Here is an 18,913-nt window from a genome sequence, read left to right as displayed (position 1 = left end):
AACATCATATGAGCAAGCCTCAGATCGGCATCATTGTGGGCAGCAATAGCCAGTCTTCGATCAACATGCAACTGGCCAAGGCACTTGCCAGGCTGGTGTCCGCCGATGCGGATATTGAAATCATCGACATCACCCCACTGCCGTTCTACAACCGCGACGATGATGTCCACACGCCCAAGGCCTTTGTGGATTTCAAGGCCAAAGTGGCCAGCAAGGACGGCATCCTGTTCGTGACGCCCGAGCACAACCGATCCATTCCCGCGCCGCTCAAGAACGCACTCGATGGCGGCAGCCGACCCTTCAAGCAAGGAGCGTGGAACAACATTCCTGCAGGCATCATTGGAACGTCCACCGGCGGGCCTGCCACGTCAATGGCGCAGCAGCATCTGCGCAATATTCTGGTGTTCCTTGACATGCCAACCATGGCGCAGCCAGAGGGTTTCATCCAATGGAAGGAAGGACTCGTCGATGCGGACGGCAATATCGGCGAAGCAAGCCATCAGTTCCTGACCGGCTGGATGCAAAAGTTCCTCGCTTGGGTCGCTTTGCATCCACGCAAGAAGTAAATAGCACTTGGTCGATGCGGCAGCAGTATCACATCAGGCACGATGCGAGTGGCTCGCAGATCTGGGATGTGCATAGACTTGTCCGGCTCACGCGTGATCTGCCCGTGCAGCGGATCGCGCTTGCCGACATTCGCGAGATGCACGAGGCCTACTGGTTCGACGACCGACACCCCACGACGCTGGAGATCATCGACCACATGCGCCTCGCGCAGCAGGCCGATCTCGCCTATCCGATCATCCTCTGCCCCAAGGGGCGCATCATGGACGGTATGCACCGCGTGTGCAAGGCCGTGCTCCATGGCGATGCGGACATCGCAGCGGTTCAGCTTCGGGCAATGCCCGAGCCCGACTACGTGAACGTGTCGCTTGACGATCTGCCCTATGACTAGCCCCTTGTGCATCTGCGGAATTGCCGCCGTGGGCGAAACTGAGCATCAGACATAAGGAGTGCTGCATTTTGAACGACATGTCCAACGAAGAAATTCGCTCGATTCTGAGCATTTGCCTCTTGGCTGCATACGCCGACAACGCCAAGCATGACCGCGAGCGTGACCAGATCAAGCAAGTGGCCGATGCGCTCGGTCAGCACGAGCAGGTCAATCTTCCGAGCCTCTACCAAGACGTTCTGCTGCGCAGGATTCAGTTGCCCGCCGTCGTCGCACAGCTCACCAATGAACAATCACGCCATCTCGCCTATGAAATGGCGGTCTGCGTCTGCGATGCGGATGGCCAGACCAGCGCCAAGGAAACCGAGTTTCTCGCGCAACTCAAAACCGCGCTGGGCATGAGTGCACCCGCTGCGCCCACCGTCGAGACACACGCACAGGTGATTGCCGATGCACCGCTGCAAGTCGGTCTCGCGCCCATCATCATCGAAGATCCCGTCATGCCGCCGGGTCAGGCAGCGCCTCATCCTGAGGCCGCCGATTCACTCGAGAAAGCGAATACCGAGCGCAAACAAAGCTCGCTGTCCGCACAGGAGATGGACGCCAAGATCCTCAAAGCCTCCATCGTCAACGGCGCCATCGAACTGCTGCCCGAGAACCTCTCGACGCTTGCGATCATTCCGCTGCAGATGCGCCTCGTCTACCAGATCGGCGAGACCTACGGCTATCAGCTCGACAAGGGCCACATCAAGGACCTGCTGGCCGCGCTCGGTGTGGGCCTGACCTCGCAGTACCTCGAGCAGGCAGGCCGCAAGCTGCTCAGCCGCGTGCTGGGTGGCGGCATCTTCGGGGGCGTGGGCCGCCAGGCGGTGAGCAGCGGCATGAGCTTCGCGTCGACCTATGCGCTCGGCCATGTCGCCAGCCAGTACTACGCCGGTGGCCGCACACTCAGCACCCAGATGCTTAAGAGCACCTATGAACACATCATGCAGGACGGACGCGCGCTACAGTCGCAGTACGCCCCGCAGATGCAGGACATGGCACGCAATCTGAACACCGCGAAGATCATGGACATGGTGCGCGGTCGGTGATTTCCATTTGTCTCTGCGCGTGATGCAACGTCCCATCGGGACGCTGCAAGATACCTGCAAAAGCACGACAATGGCGGACTGATTTGCACGTCTGTGCTCGCAAGCATTCGGGAGTTCATCCGGCCATGTCCTCATCCATCCAAGCCTCGCCCATCGGCGTGTTCGACAGCGGCGTTGGCGGCCTGAGTGTTCTGCAGGAACTGCGGCGCGAACTCCCGCATGAGAATTTCGTCTATTTAGCCGATACAGGCAATGCGCCCTACGGCGAACGCGGCGATGCATTCGTCAAGCAGCGCACGTTGGCAATTGCGCGCCATCTGCTGGAAGCGCACAGAATCAAGGCGCTAGTCGTCGCCTGCAACACCGCAACGACTGCCGCCGTCGCCGAGCTGCGCGCGGCTTTTCCTGACCTGCCGGTGATCGGCGTGGAGCCCGCGCTCAAGCCCGCAGCGAGCAGCAGCCAAACGCATCGTGTTGGCGTGATCGCCACACGCGGCACAGTGAACAGCGCACGTTTCGAGCAACTGCGGCAGGCGTTTTCGGACGGCACAGATTTCCGCGTGCAAGCCTGCGATGGGCTCGTGCGCGCCATCGAACGCAGCGTTGAAGAAGACCCGGACACGGGCACCTCCGTCCTGGAAATCCGTGAGCTGTGCGAGCGCTACACCAGCGCCTTGGGCAGCTTTGGCGTGCGAACCGGAGACATCGACACGCTGGTCCTCGGTTGCACGCACTACGTGTTCGTCAAGGACGAACTGCGCAGACTGCTGGGCCCGGATGTCCACATCATCGACACCGGAGCTCCCGTCGCGCGGCAGACGCGCCGCATTCTGGTCCAACGCAACACGCTGGCCGACGAAGATGGGGCGAGGGCTCCGGAGGGCCAACTGCATCTCTACACCACAGGCCGATTGAGCGCGCTGCAAGCGGCAGCCGAGCGTTGGCTACAGCTCGCACCTGAGCATTGCTCCGCATTGTCCGCCTGAGGCGAGTCGACACCGTTCAGGAGATCAGAGATCGCTCCATAACGGCTCACCGCCGTTGTCGAGATAGGTGAGGTAGAGGCGCGTGTCGAGCTCGAACTGATGGTAGTCCGGCTCCATGTGGGTGCACAGCTGGTAGAAAGGCTTGTCGTGGTCCTTCTCGCGCAGATGCGCAAGCTCATGCACGACGATCATGCGCAAAAACTCTTCCGGGCCTTGGCGAAAGAACGAGGCCACGCGGATCTCGTGCTTGGCCGCGAGCCTGCCGCCCTGCACGCGCGACATGCTGGTGTGCAGCCCCAGCGCATGGCGAACGACGTGGATCTTGTTGTCGAACAGCACCTTGTTGATCGTGCCTGCGTTGCGCAAATAGCGCTGCTTGTATTCCTGCGTGAAGTCGTAGAGCGCCTTGTCGCTGCGCACCGAGTGCACGCTGCGGTACTTGCGCGCTAGCAGATCACCAAGCTTGCCCTGATCGAGCAAGGCTTGCGCCTGCCCTTTGAGCGAGGGCGAATAACCGCCCAGATAAGGCAGGTTGGTGCGCGAGAGCAGAGGATTGGCGTTTGAGGCCATGCAATCAAATCAAAGCCCGCCGAGTGGACACTGGCGGGCTTTTTTCCGTGAAAGTGAGTCGTTGGATCAGTGCAGATGGCGCGGACGGCGACCACCGCCACCATGACCACCACTGCCTGAACCGCCAGCACCACGCGGCGGCTTGCCGATTTCGAGCGAGTTCACCAGATCATCGAAACGCTGGTTGAACAGCTTGTCGATCTCGGCGACCACACCGCCCAGTTCGGAGGCGTCGAAGTGGCGCTCCATCATGTTGATGACATCCTGCACCAGCAGATCACGCTGCACTTGCATGATGGCCGCTGGTGTCGGACCGACGAACAGCATCACGAAGTCGTCACGCGCCTCGACACCTTCCGGGGGACCATCGCCATCTTCGTCATCGAACTCGGCGTCATAGAACGTCACCTCGATGGCGGCGCCCTGCTCGGCCAGCTCGTTCAGGCCCATGCACATTTCGTCGAGTGACTGACGGAAGTCGTCATCGCCGCGAACGGTCCAGCACATCTGGAGCATGTGGGCCTTGGGATCGAACTGGATGCCAGGCTCTTCCTCGTAGGCGCTCGCGGCACCTGCAGCCAGCGAGCGTGCGCCGGCGTATTTCCACAAGGGCGTCAGAGCTTCCTGCAGCTGATCGAAATCGACATCGCTGCGCAACTGCACCTGACCGTGCACATGGATTTCGAAGGGTGCGTTGTAATGTGACATATTGAGATTCTCGACTGGTGCCCCGAGCCGGGATCGAACCGGCACGCCCCTTTTACGGAAGCGGCGGATTTTAAGTCCGCAGTGTCTACCAATTTCACCATCGGGGCGCCTGATACATGAGGAGACCAGCTTACCGCATTGCGCGGGGCTTCGGCCCGAGTATCAGTACTCTTGTGTCCTGATCGGTATGGCGCATCGACGTATGTTGCAAGCGCCTGAACAACAAAAAAGGGAAGCCTTTTGGGCTTCCCTTTGGGATATGGAGCGGGAAAACGGGTTCGAACCGTCGACCTATACCTTGGCAAGGTATCGCTCTACCAACTGAGCTATTCCCGCATTTCATCTTCTCATCTTGCGAAGCGAAGATTCAAATTCTATCACATTTTTTTGGTCGTTTTCCGCAAGTTTTTCAACTTACCTCCTACAACCCAAGACAACTCTCGTTGTCCTTGCCACCAATCATTGGAGGCGCGAGCCGGAGTCGAACCGGCCTAACCGGATTTGCAATCCGGGGCATAACCGATTTGCTATCGCGCCTTGATCTCTACCTACTGCAATCCAACCTACCGGCCAGACCGCCCAAACCTGGAGCGGGAAAACGGGTTCGAACCGTCGACCTATACCTTGGCAAGGTATCGCTCTACCAACTGAGCTATTCCCGCATTTTTATCGAAGCCTCACAGTATATACCGTGTTTGCTGCGATGAATGAATTGTAGCGCAGTTTTTTGGCCTCTCAGGCAAATCCGCATTTTTTTTGAAAAAATCTGCTGATGGTCGCTTTTCAAGCCCTTTCGGCATCCATCGGACAGACCGCAGCAGACTTCTTCAACTCACTTCATTCATCCGGTTTTCACACTATTCAGTGCTTGACCGAGCCAGCATTGGTCGCAGGTGCAGCGGGAGCAGCCGGGGCCGCCGCCGCTGCTGCGTTGGCCGCAGCGATTTCCTCGTCGGTCAGCGGAACAGGCTGGCGAACCAGTGCCACTTCCAGCACCTTGTCGATCCACTTGACCGGAACGATCTCCAAGCCGCTCTTCACGTTGTCCGGAATCTCCTGCAGATCCTTGACGTTCTCTTCAGGAATCAGCACGGTCTTGATGCCGCCACGCAGCGCCGCCAACAGCTTTTCCTTTAACCCGCCAATCGCGGTGACCTCGCCACGCAGGGTGATTTCACCAGTCATCGCGACATCAGCGCGAATCGGGATGCCAGTCAACGCCGACACCATGGCCGTCGTCATCGCGGCTCCAGCACTCGGGCCGTCCTTGGGCGTCGCGCCATCGGGCACGTGGATGTGGATGTCGCGCTTCTCGAACACCTGATCCTTGATGCCCAGGCGATGGGCGCGGCTGCGCACCACGGTGCGTGCAGCTTCGACGGATTCCTTCATCACATCACCCAGCGAACCGGTGCGCGTGACACCGCCCTTGCCCGGCATGGTCGCGACTTCGATGGTCAGCAAATCGCCACCCACCTCCGTCCACGCCAGACCTACGACCTGACCGACCTGATCTTCCTTCTCGGCATGACCATAGTTGTACTTGCGCACACCAAGGTATTCCGCGAGGTTCTCGGCATTCACCTTGACCTGCGGAGTCACCTGCTTGAGCAACAACTGCTTGACCACCTTGCGGCAGACTTTGGATATCTCGCGCTCGAGGGAGCGCACACCGGCTTCACGTGTGTAGAAGCGAACGATGTCACGTACCGCGCTCTCCTGCACTTCAAGCTCTTCCGCCTTGAGGCCGTTGTTCTCCATCTGCTTGGGTAGCAGATACTTCATCGCGATATTGGTCTTCTCGTCTTCTGTGTAACCGGCCAAGCGAATGACTTCCATGCGATCAAGCAGTGCTGGCGGGATGTTCATCGAGTTGGACGTCGCCACGAACATCACATCCGACAGGTCGAAATCCACTTCCACGTAGTGATCCGCGAACTTGTTGTTCTGCTCGGGATCAAGCACTTCGAGCAGCGCGGACGACGGGTCGCCACGGAAATCCATGCCGAGCTTGTCGATCTCGTCGAGCAGGAACAGCGGATTGCGCGTGCCAGCCTTGTTCAGACTCTGCAGCACTTTGCCCGGCATCGCACCGATATAGGTGCGACGGTGGCCGCGAATCTCGGCCTCGTCCCGCATGCCGCCAAGCGCCATGCGAACGTACTTGCGACCCGTGGCCTTGGCGATCGACTGGCCAAGCGAGGTCTTGCCCACGCCTGGTGGGCCAACGAGGCAGAGAATCGGCGCCTTGACCTTGTCCACGCGCTGCTGCACCGCGAGATATTCAAGGATGCGGTCCTTGACCTTCTCAAGGCCGTAGTGATCCTCGTTCAGCACGTCTTCCGCGAACTGCAGGTCGTGCTTGATCTTGGTCTTCTTGCTCCACGGCAGACCAGTGAGCACGTCGATGTAGTTGCGCACTACGGTCGCCTCGGCAGACATGGGCGACATGAGCTTGAGCTTTTTGAGCTCGCCCTCGGCCTTCTTGCGCGCCTCCTGAGGCATGCGGGCAGCCTTGATCTTCTTCTCGATCTCCTCGATGTCGGCACCTTCTTCGCCTTCACCGAGTTCCTTCTGAATGGCCTTGACCTGCTCGTTCAGGTAGAAGTCGCGCTGGTTCTTTTCCATCTGGCGCTTGACGCGGCCACGGATGCGCTTGTCGACGTTCAGAATGTCGACCTCGCGCTCGAGCTGCTCGAACAAGTTTTCGAGACGCCCCTTCACATCGGCCATGTCGAGCACGAGCTGCTTGTTCTCAAGCTTGAGCGGCAGATGCGCGGCAATGGTGTCTGCCAGACGGCCTGCATCGTCGATGCTGGAGATCGACGTCAGAATTTCCGACGGAATCTTCTTGTTGAGTTTGACGTACTGGTCAAACTGCTGCATCACGGCGCGGCGCAGCGCCTCAATCTCGGCTGACTTCGGATCGTCAACGGTCGGCGTCTCCATCGGAGTGACGCTGGCAAGAAAATGCGTTTCCGCATCGTTGATCGAATCGACCTTGGCGCGCTGCTGGCCTTCGACCAGCACCTTCACGGTGCCGTCGGGCAGCTTAAGCATCTGCAGGATGGTGGACACGCAGCCCACCTCGAACATGTCCTCGACGGACGGCTCGTCTTTGGCAGCGGTCTTCTGCGCGACCAACATGATGCGGCGATCCGCATCCATGGCAAGTTCCAGCGCCTTGATGCTTTTGGGGCGGCCCACGAACAATGGAATGACCATGTGCGGGAACACCACGACATCCCGGAGCGGGAGCAGCGGCAGATCAATGGGGGTTGCGGGCAATGGAGTGTTTCCGGACATTCAAGATCCTTTAATGGCACCCTGGAGTTGAGGCCGCGGGTCCAATTTTCAACCCACCGCATCCCGAAGGCTGCGGCGGGTCACGGTCTCTGGCTGCGCGTGCAACGGTGCGACAGCCAAATCAAGTGATTTGCTTCAGGCCGTCTTGGCTGCTTCGCGGTAAACAAGCAGCGGCGACTGGTCTTCTTCGATGGTGGATTCGTCCACAACGACCTTTTCCACGTTGTCGGTGGTCGGCAGATCGAACATCGTGCCGATCAGCGCCTGCTCCATGATCGAGCGCAGACCACGCGCACCGGTCTTACGGGCCAGCGCCTTGCGTGCAATGGCCTTGAGTGCAGCAGGACGAATCTCAAGATCCACGCCTTCCATCGCAAGCAGCTTGCTGTACTGCTTGACGAGCGCGTTCTTGGGCTCGGTCAGAATCTGCACCAGTGCGTCTTCACTCAGTTCGGCCAGCGATGTGACCACGGGCATACGACCAACCAGCTCAGGAATCAGACCGAACTTGATCAGATCTTCCGGCTCGATTTCCTGGAACACCTCGGAGACCGAGCGCTGCTTCTTGCTCTTGACCATCGCGCCAAAGCCGATGCCAGACGCTTCCGTACGGTTCTCGATCACCTTCTCGAGGCCCGCAAACGCGCCGCCACAGATGAACAGAATGTTGGTCGTGTCAATCTGCAGGAAGTCCTGATTCGGATGCTTGCGGCCGCCTTGCGGAGGCACGCTCGCCATCGTGCCCTCGATGAGCTTGAGCAGCGCCTGCTGCACGCCCTCGCCCGACACGTCACGGGTGATGCTGGGGTTGTCGGACTTGCGCGAGATCTTGTCGATTTCGTCAATGTAGACAATGCCGCGCTGCGCCCGCTCCACCTCGTAGTTGCAGCTTTGCAGCAGCTTCTGAACGATGTTTTCGACGTCTTCACCCACATAACCGGCCTCGGTCAGTGTGGTGGCATCGGCCATCACAAAAGGAACGTCGAGTTGGCGTGCGAGTGTTTGTGCAAGCAGCGTCTTGCCGGAGCCGGTCGGGCCGATCAGCAGGATGTTGCTCTTGGAGAGCTCAATGTCGTCCTTACCGGCCCGGTCCTTGTGACGCAGACGCTTGTAATGGTTGTAGACGGCCACGGCGAGCGTGCGCTTGGCCTTTTCCTGACCAATCACATAGTTGTCGAGGTTCGACTTGATCTCTGCAGGCGTGGGCAGATCGCCACGACCTTCGCGACCGTTGTCGCTCGCCTGAGGCTCATCACGGATGATCTCGTTGCACAGATCAATGCACTCGTCGCAAATAAACACGGACGGACCGGCGATCAACTTCTTCACCTCGTGCTGGCTTTTGCCACAGAAGGTGCAGTAGAGGTTTTTCTCGCTGGAAGAGCCTTTTTTCTCGGCCATGGAAACAATGCCTTATGACAAGGAACGTAGTCTGATGATAACGAAATAAAAAACGGCGCTTCTCCTGATGCCTTTTATGGGTTTTCTTCCGGTCAAAAACCGAACGAAATCACCATTTTTGACAGTGGCATCAGGGAAGCGCCATGCCTTTGGTGGCTACGGCGCCGCATTCGGCGCCAACACCCATCAAGGACGCTTGGAGATGACCTCGTCCACGAGGCCATATTCCTTGGCTTCCGGAGCCGTCATGAAATAGTCACGCTCGGTGTCGGACTTGACCTTCTCATACGACTGCCCGGTACGATCTGCCAGGATGCGGTTCATCTGCTCCTTGGTGCGCAGAATGTCGCGCGCGTGAATTTCGATGTCGGTTGCCTGACCACGGGCGCCACCCAGAACCTGGTGGATCATGATCTTGGAGTTCGGCAACGAAAAACGCTTGCCCTTGGCCCCTGCCGCCAACAAGAATGCGCCCATGCTGGCCGCAAACCCGCAGCACAGCGTCGACACATCAGGCTTGATGAATTGCATGGTGTCGTAGATCGCCATGCCGGCCGTCACACTGCCGCCGGGGGAATTGATGTAGAACGAAATGTCCTTGTCGGGATTTTCACTCTCCAGAAAGAGCAACTGCGCCACAACGAGGTTGGCGGTCTGGTCGTTGACCTCGCCCACCAGGAAAATCACGCGCTCCTTGAGCAGACGCGAGTAGATGTCGTAGGAACGCTCGCCGCGTCCCGACTGCTCGATCACCATGGGAACCATGCCCAAGGCCTGCGTTTCCAGTGCACTCATGTATTACTCCAGAGAGATATCGTACGAAATTGGTACTAACCGTCCCAAATCGGCTGGCTGCGGGTCGCTTCGAACTCCGCCCGGCCTCAACCCATTCAGGTCACCAGAAATGAAATGGGGCTTGCACAGCAAAGTACAAGCCCCAATCATGGCTTTGACTCACCGCCATCATAGCGGCAAGTTCAGGATGCCCCGACGTATCAGGCCTGAGCGCCCATGAGATCGTCGAAGGAAATCGCCTTCTCGTTGACCTTGGCCTTTTCCAGCACGAAGTTGGTCACGTTGTTTTCAATCACAACGGCTTCCACATCGGCCAGACGGTTGCGGTCGCTGAAGTACCAACGCACCACGTCTTCTGGCTTCTCGTAGGAAGCCGCTAGCTCGTCGATATGCGCCTTCAGTTGCTCGGGGGTAGCTTCCAGCTTGTTGGCCTTGACCAGTTCAGCCACCACCAGGCCCAGACGCACGCGGCGCTCGGCTTGTGGGCGGAACACGTCTTCAGGGATCTCGGCCTTGTCGGCGTCCTTGATGCCGCGTTGCTTCAGATCGGCAACTGCGCTGTCACGCAGACGCGCGATTTCGGCTTGCACGGAAGCGTTCGGCAGTTCCAGCTCGGCCTTGGACACGAGAGCGTCCATCACGGCTTGCTTGTTGCGAGCCTGCAGGCGGAACTTCACTTCGCGCTCGAGGTTCGTGCGGATGTCGCCACGCAGACCGTCCACTGTGCCGTCGGCGATGCCGAGCGACTTGGCGAACTGTTCGTTCACTTCGGGCAGGTGAGCGGCTTCGATCTTCTTGACGGTCACGAGGAAGTCGGCAGTCTTGCCGGCCACTTCCTTGCCGTGATAGTCCTCAGGGAAAGCCAGCGGGAAAGTCTTGCTTTCGCCAGCCTTCAGGCCACGCACTGCGTCTTCGAATTCCTTGAGCATCTGGCCTTCGCCGACCAGGAACTGGAACTCTTCAGCCTTGCCGCCAGCGAAAGTCTCGCCGTCGATCTTGCCTTCGAAGTCCACGGTCACGCGGTCGCCGTCTTCAGCACCAGCGTCCTTGGCACGTTGTGCAAAGGTGCGGCGCTGCTTGCGCAGGATGTCCAGCGTCTTGTCGATCGCGGCGTCGGTCACTTCAGCGGAAACCTTTTCCACTTCAGCGGAAGTCAGATCAGCAATCTTCACTTCGGGGAACACTTCGAACACAGCGTCGAACGACACTTCACCTTCCGGTGCGCCGTCCTTTTCGGTGATGCGGGGCTGGCCGGCAACACGCAGATTGGCTTCGTTGGCAGCCTGGGCAAATGCCTCGCCGACCTTGTCGTTCATCACTTCGTACTGAACGGAATAGCCATAACGCTGAGCCACAACGCTCATCGGCACCTTGCCCGGACGGAAGCCGTCCATCTTCACGGTGCGAGCCAGACGCTTCAGGCGCGAGTCAACTTCGCTCTGAATCGAGGCAACGGGCAGGCTCAGCGTGATCTTACGCTCGAGCTTTTCAAGATTTTCAACAGTTACGGCCATGGTAGTTCCTAGTATCAGGGCTGTGGACCGAGCTGACTGCAGTGCAAGCAGTCTGCACCGTGTTCCGCCAAAGTCTCACGTGTCTCGTGCACGAGGCTCGCAGCTCCATCAAAAAGCTGGCGTCTCGCCCACATCAATATCTAAAACTTAGATTTCTATCGCGCGAGCAAAAAGCCAGACGAAATCTGGCCCGGGATTGCGCGAAGCCAATGATTATACCCAGCGCGGTTGGGGATGGGCCTCGGGATTCCCTCCTCCCGCTCTCGAGACGGCACTTCCCGAATGAAAACCCAATCCATCGAGGTGCAGCCCATCGCCGTTTCAAGGCATGGAAACAGCCGCACCTCAGGCTCGGCTACGTCATGGATTTCCGGACGTCGTGAACAAACTGTCACCAAATCGCCCAATCCTCGATCGCACAGTTTGCGCGAGCCGCTGGATACAAACCAACACGAATTTTCGACAAGACGGAAGGCCATCCGTTTATTTTATTGTTACTACGCAATAATCATGCTCACGGTCATCGAAACTCCAACCTTCCAAAGAGAGGTCGCACACATCTGGAGCGAGTCCGAACGGCTCGACTTCATCGTTTGGCTTGCCGAGCATCCTCCCGAAGGCGACGCGATACCAGGCACGGAAGGCGCGCGCAAGGTCAGATGGGCTGCCATGGACATGGCAAACGCGGCGGGGCAAGAGTGATCTACTACCGCCAGAGCGCCGATGGATGCCTGTTGCTGCTAACGATCTATGCAAAAGCGGAACGGAGCTCGGTGACCCCCTACGACATCAAAAGGAAAAACCGAGGATGAAATCCCAGTAGGACCTCCAGCACATCGACATTGAAAAAATGCTCAAGTCCGCCGAAAAGGATGCTGGACATCCCATCCCCAGCATGTGTACATCACTCAAAGAAGCCAGCGCCGGTCAATTCGCCGTCGTCCACACACCTGAGACGATCACGGCCCGCAAACGCGGGCGCCCTGTCGGCAGCACGAAGGCGGACGCCAAGAGATCCACCACCATCCGCTTCGATCCGGACGTGCTGGCGGCGCTCAAATCGACGGGCCCCGGATGGCAGACACGCGCCAATGACATCCTGCGTGAAAAATTGCTCAAGACCACCGTTTGAACCAAGCCCAGCCCCAGACTCTTCGCTAAGCCACAAAACAAAAGCCCGTCCACTTCTTCAAGTGGACGGGCTTTGCCGTATCCAAGGACTGGGCCCGATTCAGTATTCGGGCACCAAACTGGTGCGCGGGGCGGGACTCGAACCCGCACAGTGTTGCCACCGTCAGGACCTAAACCTGGTGCGTCTACCAATTTCGCCACCCGCGCGGGTTGTTCATTGTCTCGGCGGGGTCGGAATTATTCATTCCTGCGCCACCGGAAATTGGTGAATCGGGGATTCTAGCCGGACTTTGGCATCGAAATCCCCCTTCTCCTCTATTATTCCTGCTGGGGCTTCTTTACCCGAAACCACGCAGCGTACATCGCAGGCAGAGCAAGCAGCGTGAGCACCGTGGCCACGATCAGTCCGCCCATGATGGCGACCGCCATCGGCCCCCAGAACACACTGCGTGACAGCGGGATCATGGCGAGCACGGCGGCTGCGGCCGTCAGCACGATGGGGCGCATGCGGCGCACTGCGGATTCGATGATCGCTGTACGGGCAGGCACGCCCTTTTCCCGGTCGAGCTCGATCTGGTCGATCAGGATCACCGAGTTCCGCTGGATCATGCCCATGAGCGCGATCACGCCAAGCAGCGCGACAAAGCCGAACGGCCGGTTGAGCAGCAGCAGCGCCGCCGCCACACCCGCAATGCCGAGCGGTCCGGTGAGGAACACCAGCACCGAGCGGCTAAAGCTATGCAACTGCAGCATGAGCAGCGTGAACACGAGGAACAGCATGATCGGTACACCCGCAACGATGGAAGCCGAGCCCTTGCTGCTTTCCTCGACGGCACCAGCCACCTGGATCAGCGCGCCGTAGTCGCCCTGCTCCTTCCACTTGGCTTCGAGCGCCTTGAGCTGCGGTTCGAGCTGCGCGGTGACGGTCGCACCCTGCAGGCCTTCGACGATTTCGCCCTGCACGGTGATCGCGTAGTCGCGGTTCCAGCGCCACATCACGCCGGGCTCCCAGGTGAACACCGGTTTGGCGATCTGCGTGAGCGGGATCGACTTGCCGCTGGCCGTAGGCAGATAGGCATTGGCGATGTCGGAGATCGCTTCGCGCTCGTCGGGCGACTGGCGCAGCACGATGTCAATGAGCTTGTCGTTCTCGCGGTACTGACCGATAGTCGTGCCGCTGAACATCGTGCGCGATGCCTGCGCGATAGCCTGACTGGTCACGCCGAGCGCGCGCGCCTTGGCCTGATCGACCTCGAGGCGAACGACCTTGACGGACTCGTTCCAGTTGTCGTTTACGCCCAGCATGTTGGTGTTGGCGCGCATGATGGCCTTGACCTCGTCGGCGCGCTTGCGCAGGTGATCCGGGTCGCTGCCAACCACGCGGAACTGCACCGGATAGGGCACTGGCGGGCCGTTGGGCAGCAGCTTGACACGGCCACGCACTTCGGGAAATTCCTCGGCCAGCAGCTTGGGCAAGCGCAGACGGATCAGCTCGCGCTGCTTCAAGTCCTTGGCCAGCACGATGTATTGCGACACGTTGGTCTGCGGGAACACCTGATCGAGCGGCAGATAAAAGCGCGGCGTGCCCGAGCCGATCCAGGTCGCGACGCTGGCGACGCCCTCCTCCTTCATCAACCGGCTTTCGAGGCGCTTGGTCACCTCTTCATTGGCCGCGAACGAGGTGCCTTCCGGGAACCAGATATCGACCATGATCTCGGGACGGCTCGAGTCCGGGAAGAACTGCTGCTGCACCTTGCCCATGCCCATGATGCCGGCCGCGAAGATCAGAATGGTCGCGATGATGGTGATCCAGCGGTGGTCCACGCACCAGCCCACGACGCTGCGAAAGCGCGCATAGAACGGTGAATCGAACAGCTCGTGCGGGGGGGCGTTCGGATCGTGCGGTTTCACCTTGAGCAGCAGCGTGCCAAGATAGGGCACGAAATACACCGACACCAGCCACGAGAGCACCAGCGCGATGACCGTGACAGCGAAGATCGCGAACGTGTACTCGCCGGTCACCGACTTGGCGATGCCGATGGGCAGAAAGCCCGCCGCCGTGATCAGCGTGCCGGTCAGCATCGGCTTGGCGGTGACGTCGTAGGCATAGGTGGCGGCGGTGACCTTGTCGTGGCCCTCCTCCATCTTTCGCACCATCATCTCGACGGCGATGATGGCGTCGTCCACCAGCAAGCCGAGCGCGATGATCAGCGAGCCAAGCGACACCTTGTGCAGCCCGATGCCGAAGTAGTTCATCGCAAGAAAGGTGACGGCCAGCACCAGCGGAATGGTGATGCCGACCACCAGCCCCGGGCGGTAGTCGATGTACCAGCCGAAGCGCCCGCCCTTGTGCAAACCAAGCGAGATGAAGCTCACCGCGAGCACGATCACCACGGCCTCGATCAGCACCTTGACGAACTCGTTGACCGAATTGGCCACCGACGCGGGCTGGTCCTGTACCTGCGCGAGCGTGAGGCCGACGGGCAGCGTGGTCTGGATCTGGTCCGTGGTTGCGCGCAGGGCCTTGCCAAGCGCGATGATGTCGCCGCCCTTGGTCATGGAGATGCCGAGGCCGATCACGTCGCGCCCGTCAAAGCGCATCGTCACTGCCGATGGATCGACATAGCCACGATGCACCTCGGCGATATCGCCAAGGCGGATCTGGTTGCCATTGCTGCTGCCGCCACGGATAGGCATGGCGCGCAGCTGCTCCACGTTGTTGAACTGGCCGCCCACGCGCACTTGCACCACGTCCTGAGGTGTGTTGACGGCACCGGCGCTTTCCACCGCGTTCTGTGCTCCGAGCTGCTGCAGCACGCTGTTGAAGTCGAGCCCCATCTGCGCGAGGCGCTTCTGCGAGACCTCGACCCAGATCTTCTCGTCCTGCACGCCGAACTGCTCGACCTTGGCCACATCCTTCACGCGCAGCAGTTTCTGGCGCGTGTCGTCGGCGAAGTCCTTGAGCTCGGCGTAGCTGTAGCCATCACCCGAGAGCGCATAGATCACGCCATACACATCACCGAAGTCGTCGTTGAAGAACGGTCCCTGGATGTTGCCCGGCAAGGTGTAGCGCATGTCGCCGATCTTCTTGCGCACCTGGTACCAGACGTTCGCCACCTCGGCGGGTTTGGACGAGTCCTTGATTTCAAAAATGATCTGCGATTCGCCGGGCTTGGAGTAGCTGCGGATCTTGTCGGCGAACGGCACCTCCTGCAGCGTGCGCTCGAGCTTGTCGGTGACCTGCTCGGCCACCTGCTGCGCGGTCGCGCCGGGCCAGTAGGTGCGCACGACCATTGCGCGGAAGGTGAAGGGAGGATCTTCGTCCTGCCCCAGCTGGAAGTAGGCAGCGAAGCCCAGCAGCATCAGCACCACCATCAGGTAGCGCGTGAGTGCGGAATGGTCGAGCGCCCATTTCGAGAGATTGAAGTGCTTCTTCGGCTCAAAGTCCGGAGACGGATTTTCCGTGGACATGCGCGGCCCCTATCCGTCAGTGGGTGCTTGCAGCGGAGGCTGCAGGCTGTGCGGCTAAAGCTGGGGCGGCGGCGGGCGCTGCAGCCGGTGCGGCGTTGGTCGTGCCCTTGGGCTGGTAGACCGTGACCTTCTGGCCCGGTGCGAGCACATGCACGCCCGTAGCAACCACCTGCATGCCCGGCAGCAGCCCGGCGGCGATCACCGCCTGATTGCCGTCCGCCGTGGCGACCTGCACCACCTGCGACTTGACCGTGCTGGTCGCGGCGTCAAACACCCAGACCGCCGTTTGACCGCCTTCCTGACGCAGCGCCGTCGTCGGCAGCGAGATCGCCATGAGGCCCTCGCGGCCCAGCACTTTGGGCTCCACATAGACCGTCGCGCCAAGCGGCGGCACCTGCGCGCCGTCGATGGCCACCTTCACGAGGAAAGTGCGGGTGACCGGATCGGCACTCGCCGCCACTTCACGCACCTTGCCGCTGAGTCCCGCGCCTTCGGTCCATGGACGGATCGAGACCTCCTGGCCCACGCGCACCCGAGAGACCTTGTCTTCCGGCACCGAGAACACCGCGTCGCGCGCGCCGTCCTGCGCGATGCGCACCACTGGCGTTCCGGCCGAGACCACCTGCCCCGGCTCGGCCTCGATGCTGGTGATCACGCCCGACACATCGGCCACCAGACGCGTGTAGCTCGCCTGATTGCCCTGCGACGCGAGCTGCGCGCTGGCCTGATCCACCGATGCTTGTGCGGCCTTGAGCGTGGCCTCACGGCGCTCAAGCTCGGCGCCGCTGATGAAGTTCTGCTCCTTCAGTTTGGAATAACGCTTGAAGTCCGCCTGCGCCAGATCGCGCTGCGTCTTCGCCGCGTTCACCTGCGCCTGCGCGGCCTGCGCCGAGAGCTGGTAATCGCGCGGATCGAGCTGCGCAAGCACCTGGCCCGCGCTCACATGCTGACCGAGTTCGGCCTGCCGCTGCACGATCTTGCCCGGCACGCGAAAGCCGACGCGCGACTCCACGCGCGCGCGCACCTCGGCCGAGTATTCGAGCTGGGCGTGCAGGGGCGATGCGCCCACGGTGAGCAGCTTGACCGCACGAATCGGCTCGGGTGCCGGCTCCTTGCGCGAACAGCCAACAAGGGCCATCCCGGCGATCAGCGCGATGGCCAGCGGGAGCGGACGCACCCAGGAAAACGCCACGGCTCGGGGCGCTGAGAGGGTCCGATCGGGCTCGCCAAACGGGGAATCGCTGGTGCTAGGGCTCATGTCCGCATCCAAATAGATAATTAATGACTGACTGGTTAGTAATCTATGAGAGGAGCTATTGCCTTGTCAAGCTCCACAATAGAGGGGTGAACCCGTCCCAGCCCCCCTCCCCGATCTCAGAGACCCCGCATTCCGCGACCGCCATGGCCGAAGCCGTCACGCACTACGAGAACTTTCCCGTGGCTTCGTGGCTGTGCCCGCCCGCGCTGCGCCAGCCGATTGCGGCCATCTACGGCTTTGCCCGCACGGCAGACGATCTGGCCGACGAGGGCGATGCGCAACCGGAACAGCGCCTGCGCGATCTGGCCGACTATCGAGCGGAACTGCAACACATCGCCGCCGGAAATCCGCCAAGCCCCCGCTGGCAGAAGGTGTTTGGCCCGCTGCAGGTGCAGATCCGCGAACGCGCCCTGCCGGTGCAGTTGCTTGACGACCTGCTTGACGCGTTCATGCAAGACATCGTCTACACCCGCGATGGCCGCACCTATGCGGACCAGCGCGAGCTGCTCGACTACTGCCGCCGCTCGGCCAATCCCGTGGGTCGGCTGCTGCTGCATCTGTATGGGGTGAACGATGCGCGCTCGCTGGAGCAAAGCGACGCGATCTGCTCCGCCCTGCAGCTCATCAACTTCTGGCAGGACCTGAGCGTGGACCTGCCACGCGGCCGCCACTATCTGAGCGACGAGGACTGTGCCCGCTTCAACGTGGCGCGCACGCAGATCGCCGGACAGCACCGCAGCGCCGACACCGACCGCCTCGTCATGCACAACGCTGCTGCCGCGCGCGCGCTGATGATGTCCGGCGTGCCTCTGGTGCACACGCTCAAGGGCCGCATCGGCTGGGAGCTGCGCATGGTCGTGCAGGGCGGCCTGCGGATTCTCGACAAGGTTGAGGCGCAACGCGGCGGCAGCCTGCTGGCGCGCGCCACCGTGAAGCCCTGGGACGCGCCGCTGATGCTCTGGCGTGCGCTGTGGATATGATCAGTTCGGTGCGAACAGCCTGAGCAGCCGGTCCAGTCCGCCCTGCACGATGCGCACATTGGCCGCATCGTGCAGCACGGGCTTGCCGTGAAAAGCAACACCGAGGCCCGCCGCTTCGAGCATCGGCACGTCGTTCGCGCCGTCGCCCACCGCAATCGCCTGCCGCATCGATACACCCAATCGCGCGCAGACCTCCTGGAGCCGTTCACGCTTGCCGATGGCATCCACAAACCGTTTGCCGGGCTGGGGCAGCACATTGCCGGTGAACTGGCCGTTCTCAATCTCCAGCACATTCGCGTGGATCTCGTCGAGCCCCAATCGCCCGATCAGCGCATCGGCAAAATAAGTGAAGCCGCCCGAGATCAGCACGCAATGCAGTCCATGCGATTGGCAAACGGCCAGCAGCTTCTGTGCGCCATCGGTGAGCGGCATGTGCTCGTCGCGCACCTTGGCGAGCAGGCTCTCGGGCACGCCCTTGAGTAGCGCCAGCCGCGCGCGCAGGTTCTCGGCGAAATCGACATGCGCGCCCTGCATGGCCGCACGCGTCATCGCCTCGATCTGTTCCTTACGGCCCGTGAGCTCGGCAAGCTCGTTCACGGTTTCCGATGCGATCAGCGTCGAATCCATGTCGAACGCGATCACACGGAAGTCGCTCAGCGCCAGCAGCAGCTTCACGCCGCGCGCCAGCAACCCATCATCCCGATTGCCCACCGGCGCCCATGGCGCGTCACATTTCCTGCTCATGTTTCC

16 protein-coding genes and 5 tRNA genes are annotated in these 18,913 nt (G+C 60.7%); 7 read left to right on the top strand and 14 right to left on the bottom strand.

The features are described 5' to 3' along the window. Positions 1–8: 8 nt before the first annotated feature. From G7047_RS03150 to murI, 4 genes are all read left to right on the top strand, one after another. Entirely contained in the window at positions 9–566 is a 558-nt protein-coding gene (locus tag G7047_RS03150) for an NADPH-dependent FMN reductase (RefSeq protein WP_166300632.1), read from the top strand. Positions 567–634: 68 nt separating this feature from the next. Beyond that, positions 635–955, top strand: a complete 321-nt coding sequence (locus G7047_RS03145) for a hypothetical protein (protein ID WP_205904710.1) — start codon at positions 635–637, stop codon at positions 953–955. A gap of 77 nt (positions 956–1,032) precedes the next feature. Further along, positions 1,033–2,043, top strand: a complete 1,011-nt coding sequence (locus tag G7047_RS03140; protein WP_166300627.1) for a YcjF family protein — start codon at positions 1,033–1,035, stop codon at positions 2,041–2,043. Positions 2,044–2,168: 125 nt separating this feature from the next. Continuing rightward, positions 2,169–3,029: a glutamate racemase gene (gene murI / locus G7047_RS03135; protein ID WP_166300625.1), complete on the top strand. Its 861-nt coding sequence runs from the start codon at positions 2,169–2,171 to the stop codon at positions 3,027–3,029. Between the two features lie 24 nt (positions 3,030–3,053). On the opposite strand, the gene G7047_RS03130 is transcribed toward murI, so the two are convergent. The 10 genes from G7047_RS03130 to tig all read right to left on the bottom strand — a co-directional run bounded on the left by G7047_RS03130 (position 3,054) and on the right by tig (position 11,323). Next, positions 3,054–3,599, bottom strand: coding sequence for a M48 family metallopeptidase (locus tag G7047_RS03130; protein ID WP_166300622.1), 546 nt, complete (start codon positions 3,597–3,599; stop codon positions 3,054–3,056). A 66-nt stretch (positions 3,600–3,665) separates the two neighbouring features. Further along, complete coding sequence (locus G7047_RS03125) at positions 3,666–4,307, bottom strand: DUF6806 family protein (protein ID WP_166300620.1); 642 nt, start codon at positions 4,305–4,307, stop codon at positions 3,666–3,668. A 15-nt stretch (positions 4,308–4,322) separates the two neighbouring features. Beyond that, positions 4,323–4,414: transfer RNA gene (locus G7047_RS03120), tRNA-Leu, on the bottom strand. Between the two features lie 153 nt (positions 4,415–4,567). Continuing rightward, positions 4,568–4,643: transfer RNA gene (locus G7047_RS03115), tRNA-Gly, on the bottom strand. A 127-nt stretch (positions 4,644–4,770) separates the two neighbouring features. After that, a tRNA-Cys gene (locus G7047_RS03110) sits at positions 4,771–4,844 on the bottom strand. Positions 4,845–4,893: 49 nt separating this feature from the next. After that, positions 4,894–4,969, bottom strand: a tRNA-Gly gene (locus G7047_RS03105). Between the two features lie 199 nt (positions 4,970–5,168). Further along, positions 5,169–7,613 (bottom strand): endopeptidase La, encoded by a 2,445-nt coding sequence (gene lon / locus G7047_RS03100; RefSeq protein WP_166300618.1) that lies wholly within the window; start codon positions 7,611–7,613, stop codon positions 5,169–5,171. 135 nt (positions 7,614–7,748) lie between these two features. After that, a complete protein-coding gene (clpX, locus tag G7047_RS03095) occupies positions 7,749–9,014 on the bottom strand; it encodes an ATP-dependent Clp protease ATP-binding subunit ClpX (RefSeq protein ID WP_166300616.1) in 1,266 nt (421 codons plus the stop codon). Positions 9,015–9,200: 186 nt separating this feature from the next. Further along, entirely contained in the window at positions 9,201–9,809 is a 609-nt protein-coding gene (clpP, locus tag G7047_RS03090; RefSeq protein WP_166300614.1) for an ATP-dependent Clp endopeptidase proteolytic subunit ClpP, read from the bottom strand. Positions 9,810–10,009: 200 nt separating this feature from the next. Then, positions 10,010–11,323: a trigger factor gene (gene tig, locus G7047_RS03085; RefSeq protein WP_166300612.1), complete on the bottom strand. Its 1,314-nt coding sequence runs from the start codon at positions 11,321–11,323 to the stop codon at positions 10,010–10,012. Positions 11,324–11,605: 282 nt separating this feature from the next. Here tig and G7047_RS31445 point away from each other — a divergent pair, with 282 nt between their 5' ends. Both G7047_RS31445 and G7047_RS03075 read left to right on the top strand, forming a co-directional pair. Next, positions 11,606–12,025 (top strand): hypothetical protein, encoded by a 420-nt coding sequence (locus tag G7047_RS31445; protein ID WP_371813838.1) that lies wholly within the window; start codon positions 11,606–11,608, stop codon positions 12,023–12,025. A gap of 148 nt (positions 12,026–12,173) precedes the next feature. Then, positions 12,174–12,455: a BrnA antitoxin family protein gene (locus tag G7047_RS03075; protein ID WP_166300609.1), complete on the top strand. Its 282-nt coding sequence runs from the start codon at positions 12,174–12,176 to the stop codon at positions 12,453–12,455. A 119-nt stretch (positions 12,456–12,574) separates the two neighbouring features. On the opposite strand, the gene G7047_RS03070 is transcribed toward G7047_RS03075, so the two are convergent. The 3 genes from G7047_RS03070 to G7047_RS03060 all read right to left on the bottom strand — a co-directional run bounded on the left by G7047_RS03070 (position 12,575) and on the right by G7047_RS03060 (position 17,183). Then, positions 12,575–12,661: transfer RNA gene (locus G7047_RS03070), tRNA-Leu, on the bottom strand. Between the two features lie 111 nt (positions 12,662–12,772). Beyond that, on the bottom strand, positions 12,773–15,925 hold the full coding sequence (locus G7047_RS03065) for an efflux RND transporter permease subunit (RefSeq protein WP_166300607.1): 3,153 nt from the start codon (positions 15,923–15,925) through the stop codon (positions 12,773–12,775). Between the two features lie 16 nt (positions 15,926–15,941). Further along, positions 15,942–17,183, bottom strand: a complete 1,242-nt coding sequence (locus G7047_RS03060; protein ID WP_166300605.1) for an efflux RND transporter periplasmic adaptor subunit — start codon at positions 17,181–17,183, stop codon at positions 15,942–15,944. 143 nt (positions 17,184–17,326) lie between these two features. Here G7047_RS03060 and hpnC point away from each other — a divergent pair, with 143 nt between their 5' ends. Then, entirely contained in the window at positions 17,327–18,163 is an 837-nt protein-coding gene (gene hpnC / locus G7047_RS03055; RefSeq protein ID WP_166300603.1) for a squalene synthase HpnC, read from the top strand. Here hpnC and serB read toward each other — a convergent pair whose 3' ends face one another. After that, positions 18,164–18,907: a phosphoserine phosphatase SerB gene (gene serB / locus G7047_RS03050; RefSeq protein WP_166300601.1), complete on the bottom strand. Its 744-nt coding sequence runs from the start codon at positions 18,905–18,907 to the stop codon at positions 18,164–18,166. Between the last annotated feature and the right edge of the window lie 6 nt (positions 18,908–18,913).

The organism is Diaphorobacter sp. HDW4A (assembly GCF_011305995.1).
In the GTDB taxonomy this organism is placed as follows: domain Bacteria; phylum Pseudomonadota; class Gammaproteobacteria; order Burkholderiales; family Burkholderiaceae_C; genus Diaphorobacter_A.
The sequence above is the reverse complement of the archived record's forward strand: the minus strand, read 5'-3'. Positions and strand labels throughout refer to the sequence as shown.